28 protein-coding genes and 1 tRNA gene are annotated in these 24,624 nt (G+C 69.7%); 19 read left to right on the top strand and 10 right to left on the bottom strand.

Features of this window, described 5'->3' with window-relative positions; all coding sequences use genetic code 11:
• Nucleotides 1–14: 14 nt before the first annotated feature.
• Both AC4GY7_RS13900 and pyk read right to left on the bottom strand, forming a co-directional pair.
• Nucleotides 15–1,034 carry a glycosyltransferase family 2 protein gene (locus AC4GY7_RS13900; RefSeq protein WP_491115156.1) on the bottom strand — a complete coding sequence of 340 codons (1,020 nt, stop codon included), beginning with the start codon at nucleotides 1,032–1,034 and terminating at the stop codon, nucleotides 15–17.
• A gap of 278 nt (nucleotides 1,035–1,312) precedes the next feature.
• The gene (gene pyk / locus AC4GY7_RS13905; RefSeq protein WP_491115158.1) at nucleotides 1,313–2,767 is read right to left on the bottom strand and encodes a pyruvate kinase; all 1,455 of its coding nucleotides are present in this window, start codon (nucleotides 2,765–2,767) and stop codon (nucleotides 1,313–1,315) included.
• Between the two features lie 78 nt (nucleotides 2,768–2,845).
• Here pyk and AC4GY7_RS13910 point away from each other — a divergent pair, with 78 nt between their 5' ends.
• The 4 genes from AC4GY7_RS13910 (at nucleotide 2,846) to AC4GY7_RS13925 (ending at nucleotide 4,434) form a co-directional block, all read left to right on the top strand.
• Nucleotides 2,846–3,223, top strand: coding sequence for a DUF1244 domain-containing protein (locus tag AC4GY7_RS13910; protein WP_491115160.1), 378 nt, complete (start codon nucleotides 2,846–2,848; stop codon nucleotides 3,221–3,223).
• Nucleotides 3,224–3,327: 104 nt separating this feature from the next.
• Nucleotides 3,328–3,594: a DUF2312 domain-containing protein gene (locus tag AC4GY7_RS13915; RefSeq protein ID WP_443583684.1), complete on the top strand. Its 267-nt coding sequence runs from the start codon at nucleotides 3,328–3,330 to the stop codon at nucleotides 3,592–3,594.
• 48 nt (nucleotides 3,595–3,642) lie between these two features.
• On the top strand, nucleotides 3,643–3,918 hold the full coding sequence (locus AC4GY7_RS13920) for a DUF1294 domain-containing protein (protein WP_491115162.1): 276 nt from the start codon (nucleotides 3,643–3,645) through the stop codon (nucleotides 3,916–3,918).
• Between the two features lie 108 nt (nucleotides 3,919–4,026).
• Entirely contained in the window at nucleotides 4,027–4,434 is a 408-nt protein-coding gene (locus tag AC4GY7_RS13925) for a nuclear transport factor 2 family protein (protein ID WP_491115164.1), read from the top strand.
• 4 nt (nucleotides 4,435–4,438) lie between these two features.
• Here the strand turns inward: AC4GY7_RS13925 and AC4GY7_RS13930 are convergent, their stop codons facing one another.
• Nucleotides 4,439–5,905, bottom strand: coding sequence for an ATP-binding protein (locus tag AC4GY7_RS13930; protein WP_491115166.1), 1,467 nt, complete (start codon nucleotides 5,903–5,905; stop codon nucleotides 4,439–4,441).
• Between the two features lie 130 nt (nucleotides 5,906–6,035).
• On the opposite strand from AC4GY7_RS13930, the gene AC4GY7_RS13935 reads away from it, so the two are divergent.
• The 4 genes from AC4GY7_RS13935 (at nucleotide 6,036) to ruvA (ending at nucleotide 8,638) form a co-directional block, all read left to right on the top strand.
• On the top strand, nucleotides 6,036–6,566 hold the full coding sequence (locus tag AC4GY7_RS13935; protein WP_491115168.1) for a DUF1003 domain-containing protein: 531 nt from the start codon (nucleotides 6,036–6,038) through the stop codon (nucleotides 6,564–6,566).
• A 71-nt stretch (nucleotides 6,567–6,637) separates the two neighbouring features.
• Nucleotides 6,638–7,381: a YebC/PmpR family DNA-binding transcriptional regulator gene (locus AC4GY7_RS13940; protein ID WP_443583681.1), complete on the top strand. Its 744-nt coding sequence runs from the start codon at nucleotides 6,638–6,640 to the stop codon at nucleotides 7,379–7,381.
• 154 nt (nucleotides 7,382–7,535) lie between these two features.
• Nucleotides 7,536–8,042, top strand: coding sequence for a crossover junction endodeoxyribonuclease RuvC (gene ruvC / locus AC4GY7_RS13945; protein WP_491115170.1), 507 nt, complete (start codon nucleotides 7,536–7,538; stop codon nucleotides 8,040–8,042).
• Nucleotides 8,039–8,638 carry a Holliday junction branch migration protein RuvA gene (gene ruvA / locus AC4GY7_RS13950; RefSeq protein ID WP_491115172.1) on the top strand — a complete coding sequence of 200 codons (600 nt, stop codon included), beginning with the start codon at nucleotides 8,039–8,041 and terminating at the stop codon, nucleotides 8,636–8,638. The genes ruvC and ruvA overlap by 4 nt, the downstream gene beginning before the upstream one ends.
• A 61-nt stretch (nucleotides 8,639–8,699) precedes the next feature.
• Here the strand turns inward: ruvA and AC4GY7_RS13955 are convergent, their stop codons facing one another.
• The 3 genes from AC4GY7_RS13955 to AC4GY7_RS13965 all read right to left on the bottom strand — a co-directional run bounded on the left by AC4GY7_RS13955 (nucleotide 8,700) and on the right by AC4GY7_RS13965 (nucleotide 10,211).
• The gene (locus AC4GY7_RS13955; RefSeq protein WP_491115174.1) at nucleotides 8,700–9,026 is read right to left on the bottom strand and encodes a hypothetical protein; all 327 of its coding nucleotides are present in this window, start codon (nucleotides 9,024–9,026) and stop codon (nucleotides 8,700–8,702) included.
• The gene (locus AC4GY7_RS13960) at nucleotides 9,023–10,015 is read right to left on the bottom strand and encodes a hypothetical protein (RefSeq protein WP_491115175.1); all 993 of its coding nucleotides are present in this window, start codon (nucleotides 10,013–10,015) and stop codon (nucleotides 9,023–9,025) included. The genes AC4GY7_RS13955 and AC4GY7_RS13960 overlap by 4 nt, the downstream gene beginning before the upstream one ends.
• A gap of 109 nt (nucleotides 10,016–10,124) precedes the next feature.
• A tRNA-Leu gene (locus tag AC4GY7_RS13965) sits at nucleotides 10,125–10,211 on the bottom strand.
• 132 nt (nucleotides 10,212–10,343) lie between these two features.
• Here AC4GY7_RS13965 and AC4GY7_RS13970 point away from each other — a divergent pair.
• Entirely contained in the window at nucleotides 10,344–11,711 is a 1,368-nt protein-coding gene (locus AC4GY7_RS13970; RefSeq protein WP_491115374.1) for an MATE family efflux transporter, read from the top strand.
• Here the strand turns inward: AC4GY7_RS13970 and AC4GY7_RS13975 are convergent.
• On the bottom strand, nucleotides 11,683–12,450 hold the full coding sequence (locus AC4GY7_RS13975; protein WP_491115177.1) for an MJ0042-type zinc finger domain-containing protein: 768 nt from the start codon (nucleotides 12,448–12,450) through the stop codon (nucleotides 11,683–11,685). The two genes, AC4GY7_RS13970 and AC4GY7_RS13975, sit on opposite strands and share 29 nt — an antisense overlap.
• A 173-nt stretch (nucleotides 12,451–12,623) precedes the next feature.
• Here AC4GY7_RS13975 and ftsE point away from each other — a divergent pair, with 173 nt between their 5' ends.
• The 4 genes from ftsE to AC4GY7_RS13995 are packed head-to-tail and all read left to right on the top strand — an operon-like array spanning nucleotide 12,624 to nucleotide 15,460.
• On the top strand, nucleotides 12,624–13,334 hold the full coding sequence (ftsE, locus tag AC4GY7_RS13980) for a cell division ATP-binding protein FtsE (RefSeq protein WP_443583674.1): 711 nt from the start codon (nucleotides 12,624–12,626) through the stop codon (nucleotides 13,332–13,334).
• Nucleotides 13,327–14,214: a cell division protein FtsX gene (locus AC4GY7_RS13985; RefSeq protein ID WP_491115179.1), complete on the top strand. Its 888-nt coding sequence runs from the start codon at nucleotides 13,327–13,329 to the stop codon at nucleotides 14,212–14,214. Before ftsE ends, AC4GY7_RS13985 begins: the two co-directional genes overlap by 8 nt.
• Nucleotides 14,211–14,747, top strand: coding sequence for a YdcF family protein (locus AC4GY7_RS13990; protein ID WP_491115181.1), 537 nt, complete (start codon nucleotides 14,211–14,213; stop codon nucleotides 14,745–14,747). The genes AC4GY7_RS13985 and AC4GY7_RS13990 overlap by 4 nt, the downstream gene beginning before the upstream one ends.
• On the top strand, nucleotides 14,744–15,460 hold the full coding sequence (locus tag AC4GY7_RS13995) for a lysophospholipid acyltransferase family protein (RefSeq protein WP_491115183.1): 717 nt from the start codon (nucleotides 14,744–14,746) through the stop codon (nucleotides 15,458–15,460). The genes AC4GY7_RS13990 and AC4GY7_RS13995 overlap by 4 nt, the downstream gene beginning before the upstream one ends.
• Before the next feature lie 43 nt (nucleotides 15,461–15,503).
• Here the strand turns inward: AC4GY7_RS13995 and AC4GY7_RS14000 are convergent, their stop codons facing one another.
• Nucleotides 15,504–15,734 carry a hypothetical protein gene (locus AC4GY7_RS14000; protein ID WP_491115185.1) on the bottom strand — a complete coding sequence of 77 codons (231 nt, stop codon included), beginning with the start codon at nucleotides 15,732–15,734 and terminating at the stop codon, nucleotides 15,504–15,506.
• A 97-nt stretch (nucleotides 15,735–15,831) separates the two neighbouring features.
• Between AC4GY7_RS14000 and AC4GY7_RS14005 the strand changes: the two genes are divergently transcribed.
• Nucleotides 15,832–17,679, top strand: a complete 1,848-nt coding sequence (locus tag AC4GY7_RS14005) for an ABCB family ABC transporter ATP-binding protein/permease (protein ID WP_491115376.1) — start codon at nucleotides 15,832–15,834, stop codon at nucleotides 17,677–17,679.
• Between the two features lie 4 nt (nucleotides 17,680–17,683).
• Here the strand turns inward: AC4GY7_RS14005 and AC4GY7_RS14010 are convergent, their stop codons facing one another.
• Complete coding sequence (locus tag AC4GY7_RS14010) at nucleotides 17,684–18,583, bottom strand: hypothetical protein (RefSeq protein ID WP_491115187.1); 900 nt, start codon at nucleotides 18,581–18,583, stop codon at nucleotides 17,684–17,686.
• Nucleotides 18,584–18,720: 137 nt separating this feature from the next.
• On the opposite strand from AC4GY7_RS14010, the gene recQ reads away from it, so the two are divergent.
• Genes recQ through AC4GY7_RS14025 form a run of 3 tightly spaced genes read left to right on the top strand, consistent with a single transcriptional unit; the run spans nucleotide 18,721 to nucleotide 21,399 of the window.
• Nucleotides 18,721–20,499, top strand: a complete 1,779-nt coding sequence (gene recQ, locus AC4GY7_RS14015; RefSeq protein WP_491115378.1) for a DNA helicase RecQ — start codon at nucleotides 18,721–18,723, stop codon at nucleotides 20,497–20,499.
• Between the two features lie 31 nt (nucleotides 20,500–20,530).
• Entirely contained in the window at nucleotides 20,531–20,965 is a 435-nt protein-coding gene (locus AC4GY7_RS14020) for a protein tyrosine phosphatase family protein (protein ID WP_491115189.1), read from the top strand.
• A 5-nt stretch (nucleotides 20,966–20,970) separates the two neighbouring features.
• Nucleotides 20,971–21,399 carry a hypothetical protein gene (locus AC4GY7_RS14025; protein WP_443583666.1) on the top strand — a complete coding sequence of 143 codons (429 nt, stop codon included), beginning with the start codon at nucleotides 20,971–20,973 and terminating at the stop codon, nucleotides 21,397–21,399.
• Nucleotides 21,400–21,723: 324 nt separating this feature from the next.
• Here AC4GY7_RS14025 and AC4GY7_RS14030 read toward each other — a convergent pair whose 3' ends face one another.
• Entirely contained in the window at nucleotides 21,724–22,797 is a 1,074-nt protein-coding gene (locus AC4GY7_RS14030) for an alkene reductase (protein ID WP_491115191.1), read from the bottom strand.
• A 51-nt stretch (nucleotides 22,798–22,848) separates the two neighbouring features.
• On the opposite strand from AC4GY7_RS14030, the gene AC4GY7_RS14035 reads away from it, so the two are divergent.
• Both AC4GY7_RS14035 and AC4GY7_RS14040 read left to right on the top strand, forming a co-directional pair.
• Nucleotides 22,849–23,799 carry a DMT family transporter gene (locus AC4GY7_RS14035; RefSeq protein WP_491115193.1) on the top strand — a complete coding sequence of 317 codons (951 nt, stop codon included), beginning with the start codon at nucleotides 22,849–22,851 and terminating at the stop codon, nucleotides 23,797–23,799.
• Complete coding sequence (locus AC4GY7_RS14040) at nucleotides 23,796–24,449, top strand: COQ9 family protein (RefSeq protein WP_491115195.1); 654 nt, start codon at nucleotides 23,796–23,798, stop codon at nucleotides 24,447–24,449. The genes AC4GY7_RS14035 and AC4GY7_RS14040 overlap by 4 nt, the downstream gene beginning before the upstream one ends.
• The last annotated feature ends 175 nt before the right edge of the window (nucleotides 24,450–24,624 follow it).

A 24,624-nucleotide genomic window follows, 5' to 3' on the forward strand; every position in this document is an offset into this window, starting at 1 on the left:
AGAGGGAGCGAGGGTTACTGCGCCGCCTTGCGGCCGTCCGCCACCTCGAACTCCGGCGACGGCTCGGCGGCGTTGAAGCCCAGCGTCGAATGGCCCTTCACCGGCCCGGCGATGTCGGCGACCAGATAGAGCGGCCGCCGCTTCGATTCGATATACAGCCGGCCGAGATATTCGCCGATCATGCCGAGCACGAACATCTGCACGGCGGACAATACCGTCACCACGAGCATGGTCGAGGTCCAGCCCTGCACCGGCGAACCTTCGAAGAAGCCCCACAGGATGTAGAACAGCAGCAGCAGCGACGCGCCCGCCAGGATCACCGAGGCATGGCTGGCGAAGCGCAGCGGCGCAGTGGAGAAACCGGTGACCGCGTCGAAGGCGAGGCGCACCATCTTGCCGAGCGGGTAGTTGGTCTCGCCCGCATGGCGTTCGGCGCGATCGTAGGGGAAGGGGACCTGGCGGAAGCCGACCCAGGCGACCATGCCGCGGATGAAGCGCGCCTGTTCGGGCAGCGACAGCAACGCATCCAATGCGCGGCGGCTCATCAACCGGAAATCGCCGGTGTCGAGCGGAATCGGCGTGTCGGTGACCCGGTCGAGCACGCGGTAGAAGGCGGCGGCGGTCGCCTTCTTGAAGATCGTCTCGCCCTCGCGCTTGCGGCGGACGGCGTAGACGACGTCGGCCTGTTGCGCCGCCATCGTCGCGCGCATGTCGGCGAGCAGTTCGGGCGGGTCCTGGAGGTCCGCATCGATGATGAGGATCTGTTCGCCCGAGCACAGGTCGAGCCCCGCGGTCAGTGCCAGCTGGTGGCCGTGGTTGCGCGACAGGTTGATCGCCACCAGCCGCGGGTCCTGCGCGGACAGGCGCTGCATCACCGCCCAGCTGTCGTCGCGGCTGCCGTCGTTGATGAGCACGATCTCGTGATCGTCGCCGACCGCGGCGCGCGCCGCCGCCGCGACCCGCGCGTGCAGCAGGTCGAGGCACGCGGCCTCGTTGTAGCAGGGGATGACGACGGACAGCGCGGGACGGTACATGGGACGCGACCTTTAGCGCCTGCCGCGGCCGTCATCCATACGTAACGTATGGGGTTTGCAAGGGGGTGTCTGCGGCGAGGGCGCGGGCGCTTCGCGAGCATGATGACTGTGGTCCGATCCCCTACCGTTCGCCCTGAGCTTGTCGAAGCCTGTCCAGAGCGACGCCGCAGGCGGCGTCGAAGGGGGCATGAGTCTCACCTGTGCTTCGACAGGCTCAGCACGAACGGTTTCAAGTCAATACGCTCCAGGAGCGGCACCTCCGGGTGGCGCCGACCGTATCAGCTATAATCCTTCAGCTCGTCGCCGATGATCCGCACGACGTGGAGCACGTTGGTCGACCCCGGCGTGCGGAAGGGGACGCCGGCCATCACGATCACGCGGTCGCCGGCATGCGCGATGCCGGTGCGCAGCGCCATGCGCTTGGCCTTGCCGACCATGTCCTCAAACGATTCGACGTCGCGGGTGTGGACGGCGTGCGTGCCCCAGAGCAGGCCGAGCCGGCGCGCGGTGTCGCGGCTGGGGGTCAGCACCAGGATCGGCACCGACGGCCGCTCGCGCGCGATGCGCCGCGCGGTGGAGCCCGAGGTGGTGAAACAGATAATCGCGGTCGCTGACGTCGTCTTGGCGATCTGCTTCGCCGCCTCCGACAAGGCGTCGGCGGTGGTCGGATCGGGCCGCATCACGGTGAAGTGGACGCGGTCGCCGTGCATCGGATCGCGTTCCACCGAAATGCCGATCGAATTCATCATCGCAACCGATTCGACCGGCCAGGCGCCGGCCGCGCTTTCCGCCGACAGCATGATCGCGTCGGCGCCGTCGTAGATCGCGGTGGCGACGTCGGACACTTCGGCGCGGGTCGGCGACGGGCTCTGGATCATCGATTCGAGCATCTGCGTCGCGACGACGACCGGCCGGCCGAGGCGGCGTGCGGTCTCGACGATCCGCTTCTGGAGCGGCGGCACCGATTCGGGCGGCAGCTCGACGCCCAGGTCGCCGCGCGCGACCATCACGCCGTCGCACATCTCGACGATCTCCTCGAGGCGGTCGATGGCCGCCGGCTTCTCGATCTTGGCGAGCAGCGCCGCCTTGCCGCCGATCAGCTTGCGCGCCTCCGCCAGATCCTCGGGCCGCTGCACGAACGACAGCGCGATCCAGTCGACGCCCTGTTCGACCGCGAAGGCGAGGTCGCTGCGATCCTTTTCGGTCAGCGCCGCCATCGGCAGCACCACGTCGGGCACGTTCAGCCCCTTGTTGTTCGACAGCGGGCCGCCGATCTCGACCTGCGTCTCGATCCGGTCGGGGCCGTGATCGGTGACGCGCAGCACCAGCTTGCCGTCGTCGAGCAGCAGGCGCGCGCCCGGCTCGATCGCCTCGAAGATCTCCTTGTGCGGCAGCTCGACGCGGGTCGCATCGCCCGGCGTGGCATCGCGATCGAGGATGAAGGTGCTGCCGCTTTCCAGCACGGTGCGACCGCCTTCAAACTTGCCGACGCGCAGCTTCGGACCCTGCAAATCGGCGAGGATCGTCGTCGGGCGCTGGAACTGCTTTTCGAGCCCGCGAATCGCCGCGATCACCGCGACCTTGGACTGCTGGTCGCCGTGGCTCATGTTGACGCGAAAGGCATCGGCACCGGCCTGAAACAACGTCGCGATCATCTCGGGGGTGTTGCTCGCCGGACCGAGGGTCGCGAGCACGCGCACTTTCCGCGAACGGGGCGCAATGGCAGTGGTCATGGATAGGCTCCTGGGGAATGGCCGCGCCTTCCTCTAGCCCCTATCTATCCGCGATCAACCTTTCGCAAAGGACGCCGCATGACCGATCCCCTCGATACCTTGCCCGATGCGGTGGCCGCGCAGGCGTTTCGCCGCCTCGTCCGCCATCTGCGCCACCGCACCGATGCGCAGAACGTCGATCTGATGGGCTTGTCGGGCTTCTGCCGCAACTGCCTGTCGGACTGGATCGAGGAGGCGGGCGGCCTCGACAAGGCGGCCGCGCGCGAAACGATCTACGGCATGCCGCAGGCGGAGTGGAAGGCGCGCTACCAGACCGAGGCGACGCCCGAACAACTGGCGCGGATGGACGAGAGCCTGAAGCGCAATCAGGGGCGTGAGGCGGCGCTGGACGAGGCCTTGGACGAAAGCTTTCCGGCAAGCGATCCGCCGGCGATGACCGAGCCCGGCCGGGGTTGAGCCAGACGTGGTAAACGCCTAAACGCCCGCCCCTGCCGGCGCTGCGCCGGCATCCTTTTCACGCGAATCAAGAAGGGCCGCAGGACCTGCGGCGGGGTGGGACGATGGCGGAAGACCGGCAAGAGGGCATGGGCGGCGGGCACGTCGCGGCGGACGAACTGCGCCTGCTCATCGAACGCGCCGAGCGGCTGGAAGAAGAGAAGAAGGGCATCCAGGACGACATCAAGGACGTGATGGCCGAGGCCAAGGGCCGCGGCTACGATCCCAAGGCGATCCGCAAGATCCTCTCCATCCGCAAGAAGAAGAAGGAAGAGTATCAGGAAGAGGAAGCGATCCTGGAAGTCTATATGCAGGCGCTGGGGATGATCTGACGTCGGCAGGCTTTCAGGCGGGCAGGGCGTCGGGGCGTACGATCGGACATGACCATCGCTCTGCTGCTGGCGCTTGCCGTCATCAATCTGACGACGATCCTAGCGTTCGCGCACGACAAGGCTCGGGCGCAGACGGGCGGCTGGCGGGTGCGCGAATCGACGCTGCTCGGACTGGCGCTTATCGGCGGCTCGCCCGGCGCGCTGTGGGCGCGCCGGCGTTTCCGCCACAAGACGCGCAAACAGCCGTTCACGCTCTGCCTCGACCTGATCGCCATGGTCCATGCCGGGATGGCGCTGGGGCTGGCGACGCTGCTGCTCGGGTGATCGGCATTGACCGATACCGCCCGACTGTCTTACCTGCATAGATCACATCGGATCGGGCGGGTTGGCATGATGCATTGGGGATTTGGAGCCGCGGCGATCGCTATCGCGGTGGCCACGCCGGTTCAAGCGGCCGATCGGCCGGGCGTGGCGGTCGAGCGGCTCGTCGAGCGGTTCAACGCCGCGCGCGCCGGGTTCGACAGCGCGGCGCTGGCCGCGACGCTGGCGCCCGATTACGAGGAGATATCGCCGATCGGCGATGTCGACGACCGCGCCAAGGTCCTCGGCTTCTACCGCCCCCAGGATCGCAAGCCCGCGCCGGCGATGCAGAGCAGCGAGCGGGAGGTGGTGCTGCACGGCACGGCCGCGATCGAGACGGAACGCCTCAGCTTCACCGTGCAACGGCCCGACGGCACGTCCGTTACCCGCGCGATTCGGGTCCGCTACGTCGCGTGGCGGATGGCCGACGGCTGGAAGCTGGTGTCGGCGCAATATACGCCGATCCCGCCCGCGCGCTGATCCCTCACGCCGCTTCGCTCGCCGCGGTGGTCCAGCCGAGGCGCGGCACGGTGATCGAGCGTTTGCCGGAGAGGTCGACGCGCGCGACGATCAGTTCGCGGCTTTCGATATAGGCGATCAGGCGGCGCACCCGGCCCAGCGAACTGGTGCCGTAGGTTTCCGCCAGCGCGACGTCCGACGGGCAGGGCTCTCCCGCCTTGGCGGCGCGCGCGATCAGCAGGAAGGCGCCGGCCATGTCGTCGGGCAGCGTGTTGGCGAGCTCCATCGCCTCCGTCCATTCGGGATCGGTGACGTCGAAGATGCCGGCGCGCGCCGCCGACAGCCGCCGGGTGAAGGCGGGCAGGTCGAGCGGCGGCCTGGCGAGCCCCGCCATCCGGCAGCGCACCTGGAAATCCTGGAACAGTACCGACGGCGGGCGCAGCGCCGATTCGCGATCGGCGACGATCGCCTCCAGCACCGCGGCGTAGATCGCCTCCACCTCGCCGTCCGACTTGTCGGGCAGCGGCGCGAGCGTCGCCGGCTGTGGCGCAGGGCGTTCGATCGTGCCGAGCAGTTCGTCGGCCGGCACCCGGCGCGGGCGCGATTCGAAGCTCATCGGCAGCTGCGGCGCCTCTTCGGGCGGGGGCGCGAAGATCAGCTCCTGCAAATTCTCGACGGGCGCGGTCGGCAGCGGCGTCAGCTTGGGGCTGCCCGAGCGTGCCGAGGTCGCGACCTGGCCGATCTTAACGGTGATCGGCCGCCGCGACACCGCCGGCCCCAGCGCCAGGAAGGTGCCGCGGGCAAGATCGCGGATGCCGTCCGCCTGGCGCCGCTCCATGCCGAGCAGGTCGGCGGCGCGCGCCATGTCGATGTCGAGGAAGGTGCGGCCCATCAGGAAGTTGGACGCCTCCGCCGCGACGTTCTTGGCGAGTTTGGCGAGGCGCTGCGTCGCGATCACCCCGGCGAGCCCGCGCTTGCGGCCGCGGCACATCAGGTTGGTCATCGCCGACAGCGAGGCGCGGCGCACCTCCTCCGCCACCTCGCCGCCGGTGGTCGGTGCGAACAATTGCGCCTCGTCCACCACGACCAGCGCCGGGTACCAATGTTCGCGCGGGGCGTCGAACAGCGCCGACAGGAACGCGGCGGCGCAGCGCATCTGGCCCTCCGCCTCGAGCCCCTCCAGACTCAGCACGACGCTGGCGCGATGTTCGCGCAGCCGCGTCGCGATGCGTGCGATCTCCGGCACCGAATAATCCGCCGCCTCGATCACGACATGGCCGTAGGGACCGGCGAGCGTGACGAAATCGCCCTCCGGATCGATCACCACCTGCTGCACCTGGCCCGCCGATCCTTCGAGCAGGCGGCGCAGCAGGTGCGACTTGCCCGATCCCGAATTGCCCTGGACGAGCAAGCGGGTGGCGAGCAGTTCTTCGAGGTCCATGGTCACGGGCGCGCCGCGGTCGTCGCTGCCCATGTCTACGCTGACGGTCATTATGGATCAGGCGTTTGCCGATCCACGCGGGCAGGGGCAAGCGCTTTGCGGTGGTTCCCGCACCGGTTGCCGCCGCGCAACGGGTCCGGTACGGCACCGCCGCCCGCCCCAGCCTACAGGACGCCCGCGCATGGCCCAGATCCCGCTTGCCGATTTCGCCCTGCGGCTGCTGCGCAAATCGCCCGACGCGCTCGATCCCGAGGAGCGGCGCGTGCTCGCCAGCCTGGACGACGGCACCATCGTCAGCCGCGACGCCGCCGACGAGGCGGACGCCCGCGCCAGCCTGGGCGACCGGCTGGCCGACCGGGTGGCGGCGATCGGCGGGTCGTGGGGCTTCATCATCGCCTTCACGCTGGTGCTGCTCGGCTGGATGCTGCTCAATTCGGACGTGCTGGTCCATTTCGGCGCGGCGTTCGATCCCTATCCCTACATCTTCCTCAACCTGATGCTGTCGACGCTGGCGGCGATCCAGGCGCCGGTCATCATGATGAGCCAGAACCGGCAGGCGGCGAAGGACCGTCTCGCCGCCAGCCTGGATTACGAAACCAACCTGCGCGCCGAGCTCGACATCCTGCGCCTCCACCACAAGCTCGACGGCGTGGTGCTCGATCGGCTCGCCGCGCTGGAGGAGAAGATCGACAGGCTCGCGGCGCGGGGTTAGAGGACGCGTTCGTTTGCGGGTTGCACCCCTTCGCCGGGGTCCCCGCAAAGTACCACTTTGCGAAGGTTCCCATGGCAGGCCATTCCAAGTTCAAGAACATCATGCACCGCAAGGGCGCGCAGGATAAGAAGCGCTCCGGCATGTTCTCCAAGCTCAGCCGCGAAATCACCGTGGCGGCCAAGATGGGCCTGCCCGATCCCGACATGAACCCGCGCCTGCGCGCCGCGGTGAACGCCGCCAAGGCGCAGTCGATGCCCAAGGACAATATCCAGCGCTCGATCGACAAGGCGTCCAAGGGGGATACGGAAAATTACGAGGAAATCCGCTACGAAGGCTTCGGCCCCGGCGGCGTCAGCCTCATCATCGAGGCGCTGACCGACAACCGCAACCGCACCGCCACCAACGTGCGCACCGCGGTGGCGAAGAACGGCGGCAACCTCGGCGCCTCCGGCTCGGTCAGCCATGCCTTCGACCGGATGGGCCTCATCAGCTATCCCGCCACCGCCGGCGACGCCGAAAAGGTGTTCGAGGCGGCGCTGGAGGCCGGCGCCGAGGACGTGACCTCGAGCGACGAGGGCCACGAGATCTGGACCGCGCAGGGCGACCTGCACGAAGTCGCCAAGGCGCTGGAGCCGGTGCTCGGCGAACCGGAGGGCGCGAAGCTCGCCTGGCGCCCGCAGACGATGGTCGCGGTCGACGAGGGCGATGCGGCGACGTTGTTCAAGCTGATCGACACGCTGGACGACGACGACGACGTGCAGACGGTGTGGGGCAATTACGAAGTGTCCGACGAGGTGATGGAGAAGCTGGGTTGATGATCCAGTCCTCCCTCGCGCAGCGGGGGAGGGGGACCATGCGCAGCATGGTGGAGGGGGCGGCGGCGCAGCCGCCGTTCCACGGCGGCCCCCCTCCACCACTCGCCTGCGGCGAGCGGTCCCCCTCCCCCGCTGAAGCGGGGGAGGACCGGAGGTGATCATCCTCGGCCTCGATCCGGGGCTCGGCACCACCGGCTGGGGCGTGATTCATGCCGACGGCAACCGCCTGTCGCATATCGCCAACGGCCAGATCCGCACCGATCCCTCCATGCCGCTGCCGCGCCGCCTGTCGAACCTGCACGCCGCGCTGACCGACGTGATCCTCGCCGAGCGCCCGGACGGGGCTGCGGTCGAGGAGGTGCTGGGCAACACCAATGCGCAATCGACGCTGAAGCTCGGCCAGGCGCGCGGCGTGGTGCTGCTCGCCGCGGCGTCGGCGGGGCTGCACATCGGCGAATATCATCCCTCCACCGTCAAGAAGGCGGTGGTCGGCACCGGCGGCGCCGAAAAGCGGCAGATCCAGGCGATGATGGCGGTGCTGCTGCCCGGCGCGAAGCTCGCCGGCCCCGATGCGGCGGACGCGCTGGCGGTGGCGATCACCCACGCGCACCATCTGGCGAGCGCGCAGGGCATGGCGCGGCGGGCGAGGATTACGGCATGATCGCGCATCTCAAAGGGCGGCTCGACGCGACGGGCGTCGATTATGCGGTGATCGACGTCGGCGGCGTCGGCTATCTGATCGGCGCCTCGGCGCGCACGCTCGCCGCGATCGGGCCGGTGGGCGAGGCGGCGATGCTGCACACCGAGATGCTGGTCGCCGAGGATTCGATCCGCCTGGTCGGCTTCGCCCGCGCCGAGGAGCGCGACTGGTTCCGCCTGCTCACCGGGGTGCAGGGCGTCGGCTCCCGCGTCGCGCTCGCCATCCTGTCCGCGCTCGACACCGCCGAGATCGCGCGCGCGGTGTCGGCGCAGGACAAGGCGATGATCGCGCGGGCCAATGGCGTCGGCCCCAAGCTCGCCGAGCGGATTGTGCGCGAATTGAAGGACAAGGTCGGCAGCGTCGCGCTCGGCCCCGCCGCGGCGGCGCAGGCGATGCCGGTCGGCGCGAGTGCGGACGCGGTGTCGGCGCTGCTCAACCTCGGCTTCCGCCCCGCCGAGGCGGCGAGCGCGGTCGGCGCGGCGGAGGAAGACCTGGGCCCCACAGCGACGCTCGACGCGCTCGTCCGGCTCGCGCTGCGCAAGGCGGCGAAGAGCTGAGCGGCGGGTGCCGCCGTTGAAGGCGCGCGTGTTCGCGAACGAGGGCCTCGATCGCCGTTGTTCACACCGGGCTCGCCTCGTCCCGCTCGTCGCGCAGCCGATCCAGTTCGGCCATTCTCACCGGATCATCGGCGGCAAGCGTTTCTTCGAGGTAGAAATCGAAGGGGATGTCGCGCACCATCTGCTGTGAGGCGCCCTTGAATTCGGGTGCGATCGTTGCAAAGGCGTCGATCAATTCCCGAAGAAAGCCCTTGTCGAACTCGTCCATCAGCTTGCCGATATATTCCATGACCTCGACGGCCTCGTCCGGATCGAGTTTATCCTCATCGGTCGTCTCGAGGAACAAGATGAAAACCGCGATGATGCGGGCGACTTGCTCGGCTATCATGGCTTGACGATCCTTACTTTGATGGTGGTGACGTTCAATTCTCTGAGCAGCTTGAGTGCCTTGGTCTTCTGTATGGGGCTGGGTACCTCCCACACCCCGATTTGCTTGTTTTCGGTCAGCGCCTGCGCCTGCCTCAAGACCTGTGCCCGGCTACGGGGACGACCGACGACCTTCCACTTGCGATCGATGACGTAATCGGCGCGAATGCCGTCGAACTTGACCGGTCGCTTCGATCCATCCGGCATCGTGCGCATGAGCGTCGGCGCCTCACCGGGGCGGGCGCCATCCGCGGCGTCGTTGTAACGCCTCCACTCCGTGTCCTTTTTTCCGAGATTTTCCTTGGCCCAGCCGATCTTGATCGGTTCGAAGGTCGGGCGTGGCCCGATCTTGCGGAGATAGCGCGCCCGCGAGACTCTGGTGATCGCACCGGCCGGCGCTACCGTCAGCGCGCCGTTACCGATCGCGGACCCCGTCGCATGACCGAGGTCCCGCGCAGAGGCATTGGCAACGGCGCGTCGTCCCCGCGCGATCTGGATGCGCGCCGGCGTGTCCTCCGCGGCGATCGCGCCATCGATCATGGCGGCGATGCCCTGGGTCGTGTCGCGCAATGTCGTGACGGGGTTGGTCGTCAGCGTCGACCGGATCCCTGCAGCCGTGTCCTTGGCGACGTCGCGAAGCCCTTCGCCGATACCACCGGCGAATTCGAGCGCCGGATTCGGCCGTTGACGCGGCGTGGCCGTCGTCTTCGCCTTGACCGCGGGTGCCGGTTTCCTGGAAATGTGGCCGATCGTACCGGCGCGCAAGCGCTGCTTGCCACCGGTGCCGTGCCGGCTGCCCGCACCGGCAAAGGTAAACCGGCCGTCCGCCGGATCATGCCACGGGTTGAACTTCAGCTCGAGCCCGTCGGGACCGAGCGCGGGAGGCACTCTACCCGTGCGCAGCCAGTGCGAAAACGCCCGCCGTTGCCTGTCGTCCGTTGCCTCTATCATAGCGCCTCACCTGCCGATGTGACGAGAACATAGGAGCAACATTTTCCAACAAGGCAAGCGCAAACCCGCTACCCATTGGATTGCAGGCTGGTTCATCGATCAGGATGAGTGGTGCGGCCGAGAAGACTCGAACTTCCACGGGCTTTCGCCCACAACGACCTCAACGTTGCGCGTCTACCAATTCCGCCACGGCCGCACGTGAAGAACGCCGGGCGAAGCCGGCATCTGGCAGGCGCAGGCCCCTAGCAAAGGCTTTTCCGCTCCGCAACGCCCCTTTTTGCGCGGCCTGCGCTTTTCCTATGCCGCGCGGGCGGGTAGCGCCCGTGGCATGACCGGTGCGCTGCCCCCGACGACGACGCGCGCCGAGACGCGGCGGCTGCTCGGCCTTGCCTGGCCGGTGGTGCTGACCAGCCTCAACTGGACGCTGTTGCAGGTCACCGACGTGATGGTCGTCGGCCTCGTCTCGACCGAGGAGGTGGCGGCGCTGGGGGCGAGTCGGGCGTTGGGCTTCGTCGGCATCGTCACCGGGCTTGCCTGGCTGTCGGGCGTGCTGGTGATGGCGTCGCGTGCCGACGGGGCGGGTGACCTGCCGCGCACCGGCGGCGTGCTGCGCGAAGGATTGGTGCTGGGGCTGCTGCTCGGCCTGGCGATCGGTGCGGCGTTCCTCGCCTTTGCCGAGCCGCTGCTCGCGATGATCGGCGTCGCGGAGGCCCGGATCGACGAGAGCGCGCGCGTCGTGCGCGCCTTCGCCGTCGCCTATCCCTTTCAGCTGGTGAACGTCGCCGCCGCCTTCTTCCTCGAAGGGGTCAGCCGGCCGGGGCGGGTCACCGTGGTCAACCTTGCGGTCCTGCCGGTCAACGCCCTGCTCGCCTGGGCGCTGTCGGCGGGGCATCTGGGGCTTCCGGCGCTGGGCGCGGTGGGGGCGGCGCTGGCGACCAGCATCGCCTCGCTGCTGGGTGCGGCGGGCATGGTGGCGAGTGCGGTCACGCTGCCGCGGGCGCGCGAGCGCGGCGTGCGGCGGGTCGACCGTGCGGCCTGGGCGGGCGTGCCGCGCGGGGTGGTGGCGCTGGCCGCCTTCGGCATCGTGCCGGCGGTGGCGTCGGGACTGGAACTGGCCGGATTTTCGGTGCTGATCGCGCTGTCGACGCAATTGGGCGATGCCGCGGCGCATGCCTTCCAGATCGTGTTCTCGATGCACAACGTCACCTTTGCGGTGGCGCTGGGGCTGGGATCGGCGGCGGGGGTGCGCGCTGGCAATGCGGTGGGCGAGGGGCGGCCGCAGGCGGCGATCCGCCGCACCGCGATCGCCTTGTGCCTGGCCGTCTGTGCGCTGGGCCTGGGTGCGGGGCTGCTGGCGGCCGGGGCCGGGCGGCTGGTCGCGCTGTTCCCGGCGACGCGCGAGGTGCATGGGATCGCCGCGGCGATGCTGCCGATCTGGGCGCCGTTCATCGTCTTCGACGGCATCCAGGTGGTGCTCGTCTATGCGCTGCGCAGCCTGGGCGATCAGGTGGTGGCGGGCATCAACAGCATCATCGCCTATTTCCTGGTCACCGGCGGCATCGGCTGGTGGCTGGTCCATCACGGCTGGGAGCCGATGGCGCTCGCCTGGGCATCGGGGATCGGCATGCTGGCCGCCGCACTGCTGCACGGCGGCCGATTCGCGATCCTCAGCTGGCGTCTTCGCCGGCGAAGCTGAGTTCGAGCCGCTTGGAATTGGCCGGCACGTCGAGCTTGGCGGAATTGAAGTCGATCGACCCGCCGGGATTGAGCGTGCGCTGCTGCGGCGTGATCGTCCAGCTGTAGACGATGCGGCCCTGCGCATCGCGCAGTTCGGCGCGGATGTCGGGCACGCGCTGGCGCTCGCCCGACGGGTTGGTCACCTGGCCGCTGACCGCGAACAGTTCGGAGCCATTCTCCAGCTCGCGCCGCTCGATCGGATTGTCCTTGAGCCGCAGCGGCGATTCCTCGGCCCCCACGGGCAGGCCGACGCGCGCGAGCAGCCCGGGCGCGCCGAGGAACAGGATGGCGCCGACCCCCAGGATCATCAGCAGCCCGGCGGCGACCGCGATCACCGTCCAGCGGCGCGCGGTGTTGCGGCGCGGGCGGAACGGCGGCCGGTGCGCAAAGGCGTCGTAGCCGGGCGCGGCGACCACGGGCTCGGGCGCCGCCGCGGCAGCGGGCGTGCGCAGCGACGGGATGGCGGCGGGTTCGAGGAACGGCGGCGTCGCCTCGTCATCCTCCTCGATCCGATCGACGGACGGGGCGACAGGCTCCGGTGGCGGCGGAGCAGGCGGGGGTGGAGCGGGTGGCGGGGGGGCGGCGTCCTGGAACCAGCTGTGCCGGCAATTGGCGCAGCGCACGGTGCGTCCCTCGGCCCCGATCGCGCTGTCGGGCACCAGATAGCGGGTGCTGCATTCGGGACATTCGAGGATCATGCGCAACGCTTCACGGACGGTGCCCGCCGACCGATACCGGCGAGCCGCCGCGATTCTAAGCACGTCGGCGCCCCGCGTGGCAAGCTTGAAGCCGCGCGCCGGCCATGCGAAGGCTGTTCGGGAGGGGCGAAGCGGCCCGACCATCATCTTCTGGAGCGATCGCGGCCGCGCGCATGGCAAATATCGTGCAGTTCGAAAATGTTGGGCTGCGGTACGGCACCGGGCAGGAAACGCTGTCGGATATCAGCTTCACGCTCGGCAGCGGCGCCTTCTATTTCCTCACCGGCGCGAGCGGCGCGGGCAAGACGTCGCTGCTGAAGCTGCTCTATCTCGCGCAGCGGCCCAGCCGCGGCATCATCCGCCTGTTCGGCGAAGATGCGGTGACGATGCCGCGCGGCCGCCTGCCCGGGTTCCGCCGCCGGATCGGCGTCGTCTTCCAGGATTTCCGCCTCGTCCCCCATCTGTCGGCGTGGGACAATATCGCGCTGCCGCTGCGCGTCGCGGGCGTGCCGGAGGCGGATATCGAACAGCCGGTGCGCGAGATGCTCGCCTGGGTCGGCCTGGCCGAACGCGCGCAGGCGCGGCCCGCGACACTGTCCGGCGGCGAGCAGCAGCGCGTCGCCATCGCCCGCGCCGTGATCGGCCGGCCGGAGGTGCTGGTGGCGGACGAGCCGACCGGCAACGTCGATCCCGACATGGCCGACCGGCTGATCCACCTGTTCGAATCGCTCAACAAGCTTGGCACCACCGTGGTCGTCGCCACCCACGATTTCCAGCTGCTCAGCCGGGTGCCCGGCGCGCAGATGATGCGCCTCGACAAGGGGCGGCTGCTCGATCCCACCGGCGTGCTGCGCTATCCGCCGTCGGCGCGGGGGCATGCGTGAGGAGGGGGGCGTGAGCGGCGCGGACCGGCGGGTGCTGGACGAGGCGGGGGGCCTGCGCGCGATGACCTGGGTCATGGCGATCATGCTGTTCCTGACCGTGCTCGCCGCCGCCGCGGGACTGGGCACGCGCCAGTCCGCCGCGGCGCTGGAACGGCAGCTCGCCGGTCGGCTGACCGTGCAGGTGGTGGAGGGCAGCCCGGTGACGCGCGATGCGCTGGCGGCGCGCACGCTCACCGTGCTGCGCGCGCTGCCCGAGGTGCGGCGCGCGACGCCGGTCGACCGCGCCGAGCTGATGAGCCTGCTCGAACCGTGGCTGGGCCGCGCGGGTGCCGATGCCGATCTGCCGATCCCGGCGATGATCGACGTCGATCTCTCCCCCCGCGCCGATGCAAGCCGCGTCGTCGCGGCGGTGCGGCAGGTCAGCGCCGCCTCGCGTATCGACCGGCATCAGCGCTGGATGTCGCCGGTGAGTGCTTTCCTCGACACGCTGACCTGGCTGGCGCTCGCCCTCGTCGTGCTGATGCTCTCGGCGACGGCGGCGGTGGTGATGCTGGCGGCGCGCGCGGGGCTGGAGACGCACCGCGCGACGATCGAGGTGATGCACATGCTGGGCTCCACCGACGTGCAGGTCGCGCGCCTGTTCCAGCGGCGGATCGCGCTCGACGCGGCGCTCGGCAGCACCGGCGGCGGGCTGGCGGCGCTGGCGGTGCTGGCGTTCGTCGGCAGCCGCGTCGCGGCGCTGGGGTCGGAGCTGCTCGGCGGGCTGACGCTCGCGGCGGCAGACTGGGCGCTGCTGGTGCTGCTGCCGCTCGGTTTCGTCGCATTGGCGACGCTCGCGGCGCGGGTGACGGTGATCGCCGCGCTGAGGCGGTCGCTGTGATCGCGCGGCTGATCGGCCTCGCCGCGCTCGGCTGGTGCCTGGGCTTTGCCGCGTTCATGCTGCTGCTGCCCCAGCCGCTCGGCGGCAACACCACCGATGCGATCGTGGTGCCGACCGGCGGGGCGGGCCGGATCGATCGCGGCATCGCGCTGCTCCGGGCGCACCAGGCGCGGCGGATGCTGGTGACGGGGGTCGCCCCCGGCGTCCGCCCGGCCGATCTGGTGCGCGAATATCGCGCGCCCGCAGCGCTGTTCGCCTGCTGCATCGATCTGGGTGCGGACGCGGTCGACACCCGCTCCAACGCCGAGGAAACGGCCGCCTGGGTCAAGACGCACGGCTATCGCACCGTGCGGCTCGTCACCTCCGACTGGCATGTGCCGCGCGCGCGCATGGAACTGGCCGCGGCGATGGGGCCGGGGGTGATCGTACTGGGGGATGGCGTGCCCAGCACGCCGCGGCTCGGCACGTTGGTCAACGAATACAACAAGCTGCTGCTGCGCCGGATCGCGCTGTGGCTGGGGGTGGGGGTATGAACCGGCTGCGCACGTTGCTGTTCGGCCTGTTCTTCTACGGCCTGTCCGTGCCGATCGTGGCGACGGTGCCGGTATCGGCGCTGTTCGGGCGGCAGGCGGTGATCGCGCACGCGCACGTCTGGGCGAAGATGCACCGCCTGCTCTACCGCACGATCATGGGCATTCGGGTGCGGGTGGAGGGGCACGTGCCGGACGGGCCGGTGTTCTACGCCGCCAAGCATCAGGCGATGTTCGAAACGCTGGAGCTGCAATTGCTGCTCGGCGGCCCGGCCATGGTGCTGAAACGCGAACTGAGCCGCATCCCGTTATGGGGCTGGGCGGCGCGACGCTATGGCGGGATCGTCGCGGATCGCGAGGCATCGGCCGCCGCGCTGCGATCGATGATGCGCGATGCGAAGGCGCTGAAGGCGGAAGGGCGCTCGATCCTGATCTATCCCGAGGGCACGCGGGTGCTGCCCGGCGAGCGGCCGCCGCTGCAGGCGGGCTTCGCCGGCCTCTATCGGACGCTGGCGATGCCGGTGGTGCCGATCGCGCTGGATACGGGCAGGGTGTGGCCGAAGCACGGTGCCAAGCGGTCGGGCCTGGTGACGATCCGGCTGGGTGAGATCATTCCGCCCGGCCTGCCGCGCGGCGAGATCGAGGCGCGGGTGTATCAGGCGATCAACGTGCTGGACGAAGGATCGGGCGGAGCCAGCGGAATCATGCGAGGCTGAGCCTGATCGGATAGATGCGGCTGCCTGCCGGTTACCGGGACCGTCAGGACCGCCGAATCTTGCCGTCGGCCTTGGCGACCTGCGCACCCGCGGTACGGCAGGATGCGCCGATCATCGGGTAGGGCACGTCGGTGTTGCGCGCGAGTTGCGCGGGCAGCGCCGCTCGGCATTGTGCCATGGTCTGGTAGCGGGCCGGGATGATCCGAGCTTCGGTGCACTGGACGTTGCCGTCGGCACAGCCCATGATCGCCATCACGTAGAACAACGGTTCCATAAGTCCCTCCGCTCTTGTCCGGTAAAATCCGTAAGGGGCGCAATATGTTCCGCCGCGTCGCTTTCGCGTGGGGCGTGCCGTGACTACATGGCAGGCGATGCCGCCCGCCGATCCGACCAACCAGACCCGCGCCGACCAGCCGCTGCTGCCGACCCTCCGCCGCTTTCTTCCCTACCTCTGGCCGGCCGGACAGACGGGGCTGAAGGCGCGCATCGTCGGTGCCATGGCGCTCGTCGTCGCGAGCAAGATCGTCCAGGTCTTCGGCGCCGCCTATACGCTGAAATACGCCGTCGACCGGATGGCCGTGGGCGACCGCGGCCTCGCCACGATCGTCATCCTGCTGGTGGTCGGCTATGCCGCCTCGCGCTTTTCGACCACCCTGTTCGACAATCTGCGCAACGCGGTGTTCGAGCGTGTCGGGCAGGATGCGACGCGGCGGCTGGCGGCCAACGTCTTCCGCCACCTGCACGGCCTGTCGCTGCGCTTCCACCTCGAACGGCGGACGGGCGCGGTCACCAAGGTGGTGGAGCGCGGCACCAAGAGCATCGATACGATGCTGTATTTCCTGCTGTTCAACATCGCGCCGACCGTGCTCGAACTGGCCATGGTGCTGGCGATCTTCTGGACCAGCTTCGGCTGGCCGCTGGTCGCCGCGACGGTGGTGATGGTCGCGGTCTATATCCTCTTCACGCAGCGGGTGACCGACTGGCGCAACGCCTTGCGGGCACGGATGAACGACCTCGATACCGGCGCGGTCGCGCATGCGGTCGATTCGTTGCTCAATTTCGAGACGGTGAAATATTTCGGTGCCGAGGAGCGCGAGGCGCGGCGCTACGATGCCGCCATCTCCGCCTATGCCGCGGCGGCGACCAAGTCCGAAAACAGCCTCGCCTGGCTCAACGTCGGGCAGGCGCTCATCACCAACGTTATGCTCGGCGGCGGCATGGCGTTCGTCGCCTGGGGGTGGAGCCAAGGCCGCTTCTCGGCGGGCGACGTGGTGTTCGTCTCGACCCTGCTGTCGCAGCTGTTCCGTCCGCTCGACCTGCTCGGCATGGTCTATCGCACGATCCGCCAGGGGGTGATCGACATGGCGAGCATGTTCGACCTGATCGACATGCCGGCCGAGGTCGTCGATGCGCCGGACGCGCCGCCGCTCGCGATCGGCAAGGGCCATGTGCGGTTCGAGGGCGTGCGCTTCGGCTACGATGCCGATCGCACGATCCTCGACGGCCTCGACCTCGACGTGCCGGCGGGCAGCACGCTGGCGGTGGTCGGCCCGTCGGGTGCCGGCAAGTCGACGCTCGCGCGGCTGATGTACCGCTTCTACGACGTCGGCGGCGGCCGGATCACGATCGACGGCGAGGATATCCGCGCCGTGACGCAGGCGAGCCTGCGCCATGCGATCGGCATCGTTCCGCAGGACACGGTGCTGTTCAACGAGACGATCGGCTACAACATCGCCTATGGCCGCGAAGGCGCGAGCCGGGCGGAGATCGAGGCGGCGGCGGCAGGCGCGGCGATCGCCGGGTTCATCGAGCGCCAGCCCGAGGGCTATGACACCCGCGTCGGCGAACGCGGCCTCAAACTGTCCGGCGGCGAAAAGCAGCGCGTCGCCATCGCGCGCACCCTGCTCAAGAACCCGCCGATCCTGATCCTCGACGAAGCGACCAGCGCGCTCGACAGCCGGACGGAGGCGGAGATCCTCGACACGCTGCAGGCGATCGAGCGCGGCCGCACCACCATCGTCATCGCGCACCGCCTGTCGACGGTGGTCCACGCCGACCAGATCGTCGTGCTCGACGGCGGCCGGGTGGCGGAGCGCGGTACGCACGCCGCGCTGCTGCGGCAGGGCGGCCTCTATGCCGAAATGTGGGCACGCCAGGCGCAGGAGCGCGACGACGCCGACGTGGCGGGCACCGGCGAGGGCGCGCTGGCGGCGGAATAGCGCGTCAGGCGCAGGTCAGCCGGATCACCTTGGCCGCTTTGTCGAAGACGATCGAAGAACAGCGTGCCAGCGCGTCCGCGCCGAGCGACAGGCGATCGCGATCCGGATCGTGCTTGCCCTTGGCGGTGACGACGATCTCGTTGGGATCGGGCTCCACGCCCGCTTCCGCGATGGCCGAGGCGTCGCCATTGTCGGTGGTCCGCACGCCCAGCGTCCGGATGGCGATCGGCCCGATGTCGATCGGGCGGGAGAGCGTCAGCGCGCGTACCGGGCGGCGGATGTCGAAGGCGATCTCCTCTTCCCCGGCCGTGCCCGATACCGTGCCGCCGAACGCCGCGGCCAGCCGCACGCCCGCGGCCGCCGTCGCCAGCGTGCGCGGATGATGCGGGTCGAAACGGACGCGCAGCCGCTCGCCGCCGACGGTGATCGACGCGAACCGTTCCGCCCAGCCGCCCATCATGCCGCCCTGATCGACCATCGGCAGCGCGACCGTGCGTTCGCCCGGCAGCGGCCCGCGCAACACGAAGCGGACCACCGGCTCCTCCAGCCCGCCCGGCCCGACCACGCCGTCGAAGCCGGCGGCATAGGCTCGGGGGGCGAACGACACCCGGCGCTTCACCGCACCGGTGCCGAAATCGATCCGCGTCAACGCCGTGCGTCCCGGGATGCGCAGCGGCCCGACGCCGTAGACCGTACCGAACATGCCACCCTTCAACCCCGCGCGCTCGGCGACGGCGGTGGTGACGAGCGGCATGGCAGGGGCGGCGGGGTCGATGCGCAGGCGCAGCGGCGTGTCGCCGATCCGGCCGGAGACGATTCCGTCGGCGGCGATCACCCGCTCCTGCGGCGCCCGCGTAGCGCCGATCGCCATCATGGCCATGAGCGCCGTGATCGTCCGCCGCATCGTTCCCGCTCCCCTGTGTCCGGCGTGATCAAGCGTCGGGAGCATGTCGTTACGATGGCGCAATCAAGGCCGATTCGGGCATGGACGCGACGGCGCGCCTCGACGCTGCGGCCTCGCGCGCCTACATGGGCCCCACGATGATCCCCGATCCGCTGCCCGTCCTCTCCCGCGTCTTTGGTTTCGCGGGGTTCCGCGGCGTGCAGGAGGATGTCGTCAGTCGCGTGCTGGCGGGCGAGCGCACGCTTGGCGTCATGCCGACTGGGGCGGGCAAGTCGCTCTGCTACCAGCTGCCCGCGGTGATGCTGGAGGGGACGTGCGTCGTCGTCTCTCCCTTGATCGCGCTGATGCACGACCAGCTGCGCGCGGCCGAGGCGGTCGGCATCCGCGCCGGCACGCTGACCAGCGCCGACCAGAACCGGGCCGAGACGATCGCGCGTTTCAAGGGCGGCGACCTCGACCTGCTCTACATCGCGCCCGAGCGCGCCTCGACCGGGCATTTCCGCGATCTGTTGGGACAAGCGCCGCTCAGCCTGTTCGCGATCGACGAGGCGCATTGCGTCAGCGAATGGGGGCACGATTTCCGCCCCGATTACCGCCTGCTCGCGCCGCTGATGGACGCCTTTCCGGATGTGCCGCGCCTTGCGCTGACCGCGACCGCCGACGCGCACACCCGCAGCGATATCCTGCAACAGCTCGGCATCCCGCAGGACGGGCTGATCGTATCGGGCTTCGACCGGCCCAACATCCGCTACGCGATCACCCCCAAGGCGAACACCAACAAGCAGATCGCCGACATCATCGCCGCGACGCCCGGCCCCGGCATCGTCTATGCGCAGACGCGCGCCGCGACGGAAAAACTGGCCGAGGCGCTCGCCAGAACCGGCCGGCCGACGCGCGCCTATCACGCCGGCCTCGAACAGCATATCCGCGCCAGGAACCAGGCCGATTTCGTCGCGTCGGAAGACATGGTGATCTGCGCCACCGTCGCCTTCGGCATGGGGATCGACAAGCCCGACGTCCGCTTCGTCGCGCATGCCGGCCTGCCCAAATCGATCGAGGCCTATTATCAGGAAACGGGCCGCGCCGGCCGCGACGGCGATCCGGCGGTCGCGCACCTCTTCTGGGGGGCGGAGGATTTCGCCCGCGCCCGCCAGCGCATCGGCGAGGTCGAGCCGGAGCGCCAGGCCGGCGAACGCACCCGCCTCGCCGCGCTCGGCGCCTTGGTCGAAACCGCGGGCTGCCGCCGCCGCATCCTGCTCAAGCATTTCGGCGAGGACGCCCAAGAGGATTGCGGCAATTGCGACAATTGCCTCGGCTCACCCGATGCGGTCGACGCGACGACGGTCGCACAGAAATTCCTGTCGGCGGTGTTCCGCACCGGTCAGCTGTTCGGCGTCGGCTATATCGAGCAGGTGCTGATCGGCCAGTCGACCGACCGCAGCATCGATCGCGGGCATGAATCGCTGTCGGTCTGGGGCATCGTCGAGGGCGAGGAGGCGGGGCTGGTCAAGCCGGTCGCGCGTCAGCTGCTGCTGCGCGACGCGCTGAGGACCAACCAGCATGGCGGGCTGGAATTCGGCCCCGGCGCGCGGCCGATCCTGAAGGAGGGCGCGCGGGTGATGCTGGTGCTGCCGCCCAAGCGCACGCGGGGCAGGAAGCGCGATACCGGCGTCGCCATCAATCCGGCGGATAACCCGTTGTTCGAGGCGCTGCGCAGCTGCCGGCGCGATCTCGCCAAGGAGGCGGGCGTGCCGCCCTATGTCATCTTCCACGATTCGGTGCTGCGCGAGATGGCGGCGCAGCGGCCGGCCAGCCGCGCCGAGCTGATGCACCTTTCCGGCATCGGCGCGCGCAAGCTCGACGCCTATGGCGATGCGTTCCTGCAAGTGATCCGCGATACGTCCGAAAACGGCTGACGCGCCTCGGCCGATCGCGTATCGGCACCGGATGGCCGATATCCGCACCGTCAACGAATCCGTCAGTGTCGCCCCGCAGATCACCCCGGAGGACGTCGCCGCGATCAAGGCGGCGGGCTTCGTCGCGATCGTCAACAACCGCCCCGACGAGGAAGAGGCGGGCCAGCCCGCCGGCGACGCGATCCGCGCGGCGGCGGAGGCGGCCGGGCTCGGCTATGCCGCCATCCCGGTCACCCACGCCGGCTTCTCGCACCCGCAGATCGATGCGATGACGGACGTGCTGGTCCACGCCGACGGTCCGGTGCTCGCCTATTGCCGTTCGGGCACGCGCAGCTGCAACCTGTGGGCGCTCGCCGCGGCAAAGGCGGGGCGCAATCCCGAACTGCTGGTCAACCAGGCGAGGGCAGCCGGCTACGATTTGTCGGCGATGCGGCCGACGCTGGATGCGCTCGCCGGCGCGCAGTGATCGCAATGGAGAGCGATCCGCGCCTGCTGGCCGGCGTCGCGGCAGCGATCCTGCTGCTCGTCGCCGTCGGGGGATGGGCGCTGCTGCGCCTGCGGGCGCGGCCGCAACGGATCGGCACGCCCGAGGATGCGGCGGAGGCGGCCGAGGCGTCGCTGGCCGGGTTCGAGACGCAGGGCGCGGTGGTCGGCGCCGATGGCGGCGGCGCGCTGGCGATCGATCGCGCCGGCCGCGTCGCGGTGATGCAGCGTCGCGGCAAGCGGATCGCGGTGCGAGAGGTCGCCTGGGGCGCGCTGCGCTCGACGGCGGAGGGCATCCTGATCGACACCGGCGAACGCAGCCTCGGCGAGATCCTGGTCGCCGGCGTCGATGCCCTCGACGTGCGGCGCCTAGCGCCGGCGGACCTCAAGCGGCTGGTGCCCGACCTGGGGCGGTAAGGCTACGGCATCGCGCAACAGATCCGGTTCACTCTACCGCGTTAGCCCTGAGCTTGTCGAAGGGCGGGCCTCCACAAGCAGTACGCTCGCGGCACGATGCCCTTCGACAGGCTCAGGGCTAACGGATCTGGTCCGACGTTCGCTGGGCGAAACGGCAAGCGTCCCGCCCGCGGAGCCGCCCCCTCCACCACCGGCTTCGCCGGCGGTCCCCCTCCCCCGGCTGCGCCGAGGGAGGACTTGCGCATTCCCGATGCGGTGGCATGCCGAAGGCATGGCGGAGGGGGAGGTAAGCGACGCGCGTCGTAACAGCGCGCCGTCAGCCCACTACGCCGCCTCGGTTTCCAGCGCCGGATAGTCGGTATAGCCCTCGGGCCCCTTCGAATACCACGTCGCCTGGTTGTCCGCGTTGAGCGGCGCGCCCCGGCGAAGGCGTTCGACCAAGTCCGGATTGGCGATGAACTTGCGGCCGAAGGCGATACCGTCCGCCAGCCCCGAGTCGAGGTCCGCCTGCGCGCCTTCCAGGCTGTAATCTTGGTTGAGGATCAGCGGCCCCTTGAACACCTCGCGGATCTGCGGGCTGAGCTTGGGCACGTCGCTCTTGCCGAAGGTGCCGTCGGGCGCCTGCTCGCGCAGTTCGAGGAAGGCGATGCCGAGCGCGTCGAGCGCGGCCGCGGCGGGGACGAAGACGCTGGCGGGATCGCTGTCGTCCGCCCCTTGCGTCTCGCCGTTGGGCGACAGGCGGATGCCGGTGCGGCCCGCACCGATCGCATCGATCACCCGCTCGACCGCCTCGCGCATGAAGCGGATGCGGTTTTCAGGCGACCCGCCGTAATCGTCGTCGCGCAGGTTGGTGCCGTCGCGCAGGAACTGGTCGATCAGATAGCCATTGGCGCCGTGCAGCTGCACGCCGTCGAAGCCCGCCCGGATCGCGTTGGTGGCGGCGGTGGCGTAATCGTCCTGCGCGCGCTTGATGTCGTCCAGGCTCGCCGCCTGCGCCTCGGCATACGGATTGTCCGGCTTGTGATAGGGCGCGCGCGTCGCCGACGAGGACAGCGGCGTCATGCCGATCACATCCGGGCGGGCGAGCCGGCCCATGTGCCAGATCTGGGCGACGATCCGACCGCCCGCCGCGTGCACCGCGTCGGTCACCGGCTTCCACGCCTCCACCTGCGCCTCGGTCCACAGCCCCGGCGCGTTGGGCCAGCCGAGGCCCTGCCGGCTGACGCCGGTGCCTTCGCTGATGATGAGGCCGGCGCCGGCGCGCTGGCGGTAGTAATCGATCATCAGTTCGGTCGGGACATGGTCGTCGGTCGACCGGCCGCGGGTCAGCGGTGCCATCAGGACGCGGTTGGCGGCGTGGATGTCGCCGAGCTGGATGGGATCGAAAAGGCTTGGCATGACTACTCCTTAAAAGCCTGACGCGGCGGAGATAGGCGGCTACAGGGCGGCATGCACGCGCGCGCCGCCACAAGAAAAACTGTCCCGGACGCAACGCCGGCGCCTGCCGCTACGGCATCCACCGGTCTGGCCTTCGCCGCGCTCGTCGTCGCCAATGTCGCGCTCGCCTTCGGCCCGTGGTTCGTCCGCCTCGCCGACGTCGGACCGGTCGCGGCGGGGTTCTGGCGAATCACCGTCGCCATTCCGTTCCTCGCCGCGCTGGCGGTCGGCACGGGGGCGCGGCCGGTGCGGATGCCGCCGGCGCTGTGGGTGATGATCGCGATCGGCGGGGTCGCCTTCGCCGCCGATCTCGGCAGCTGGCATCTCGGCATCGTCCGCACGACCATGGCCAATGCGACGCTGTTCGGCAATTCGGCGATCCTGATCTACCCGCTCTACGGCTTCATCGCCGCGCGCGCGTGGCCGTCGCGGACGCAAGGGGTGGCGCTGCTGCTCGCCGCGATCGGGGCGGGGCTGCTGATGGGGCGCTCCTACCAGCTCGATCCGCGCAACCTCGCGGGCGATCTGCTCTGCATCCTCGCCGGCATCCTCTACACCGTCTATATCGTGCTGATGGCGCGGGTGAGGGGGGCGATGCGGCCGTTGCCGGCGCTGGCGCTGGCGAGCGCTGCCACCGCGCTGCCGCTGCTGCTGTTCGCGCTGGCCCTGCACGAACAGGTGCTGCCGCAGCAGTGGACGCCGCTGATCGGCCTCGCGCTCGTCAGCCAGGTGCTGGGGCAGGGATGCATGATCTTCGCGCTCGGCCAATTGTCGCCGCTGGTCGTCGGCATCGCGCTGCTGATCCAGCCGGTGGTGGCCGGCGCGGTCGGCTGGATCGCCTATGGCGAGCGGCTGCAGGGAGCGGATTGGATCGGTGTCGCGTTGGTTGCGGTGGCGCTGGTGCTGGTACGCCGCGCGGAGGTTGCGCCGGCGCGCGGCCGGGAGCAGGAGATGGTGCCATGAGCGAAGACCTGACCCTCGACGAGATCCGCGCCGCGCTCGCCCCCGGCATCGCGGACAATGCCGCCTTCGACGGCTGGAGCGATGCCGCACGCGACATGGCGGCCGACGCGGCCGGGATCGACCGTGACCTTGCCCGGCTCGCCTTCGCGGACGGTGCGGTGACGATGATCGACGCCTGGTTTGCGCATGTCGACGACGTAATGGCCGCCGAACTGCCGCCCGAAGTGCTGGCCGCGATGAAGATCCGCGCGCGGATCGCCGCGCTGGTCGAGGCGCGGCTGGCCGCCGTCGCCCCCAACCGCGAATCGCTGCGCCGCGCCCTGGCGATCCTCGCCCTGCCGCAGAATGTCGCGCGGGGCGCGCGCCTCGGCTGGCGCAGCGCCGATACGATGTGGCGTCTCGCCGGCGATACCGCGACCGACTACAATCACTATACCAAGCGCGCGATGCTGCTCGCGGTCTATGGCGCGACCGTCACCGTCTTCCTCGACGACGAGAGCGAGGACCATGCCGACACCCGCGCCTTCCTGTCGCGGCGGATCGACGGCATCATGCGCTTCGAAAAGGCCAAGGCGGGTTTCATCAAACGCTACGAGCATCGACCGAGCCTGTCGCGCTTCGTCGGTCGGTTGCGCTATCCGGTGGTGTGATCCTATCCACGCGAATCGTCATCCGCTCATCCTCCCCCGCCAAGGCAAGGCTATCACCTATGGCTGGTACGGCTGCTAGATTGAGGTGAAGGGGTATGCCATCGCGGTATCCTTCGTCACCCCGGACTCGTTCCGGGGTCCACCGTGCCGCAAAAATAAAGAGCGTATGGGTGTG

It is taken from the genome of Sphingomonas sp. SP5, from assembly GCF_058313455.1.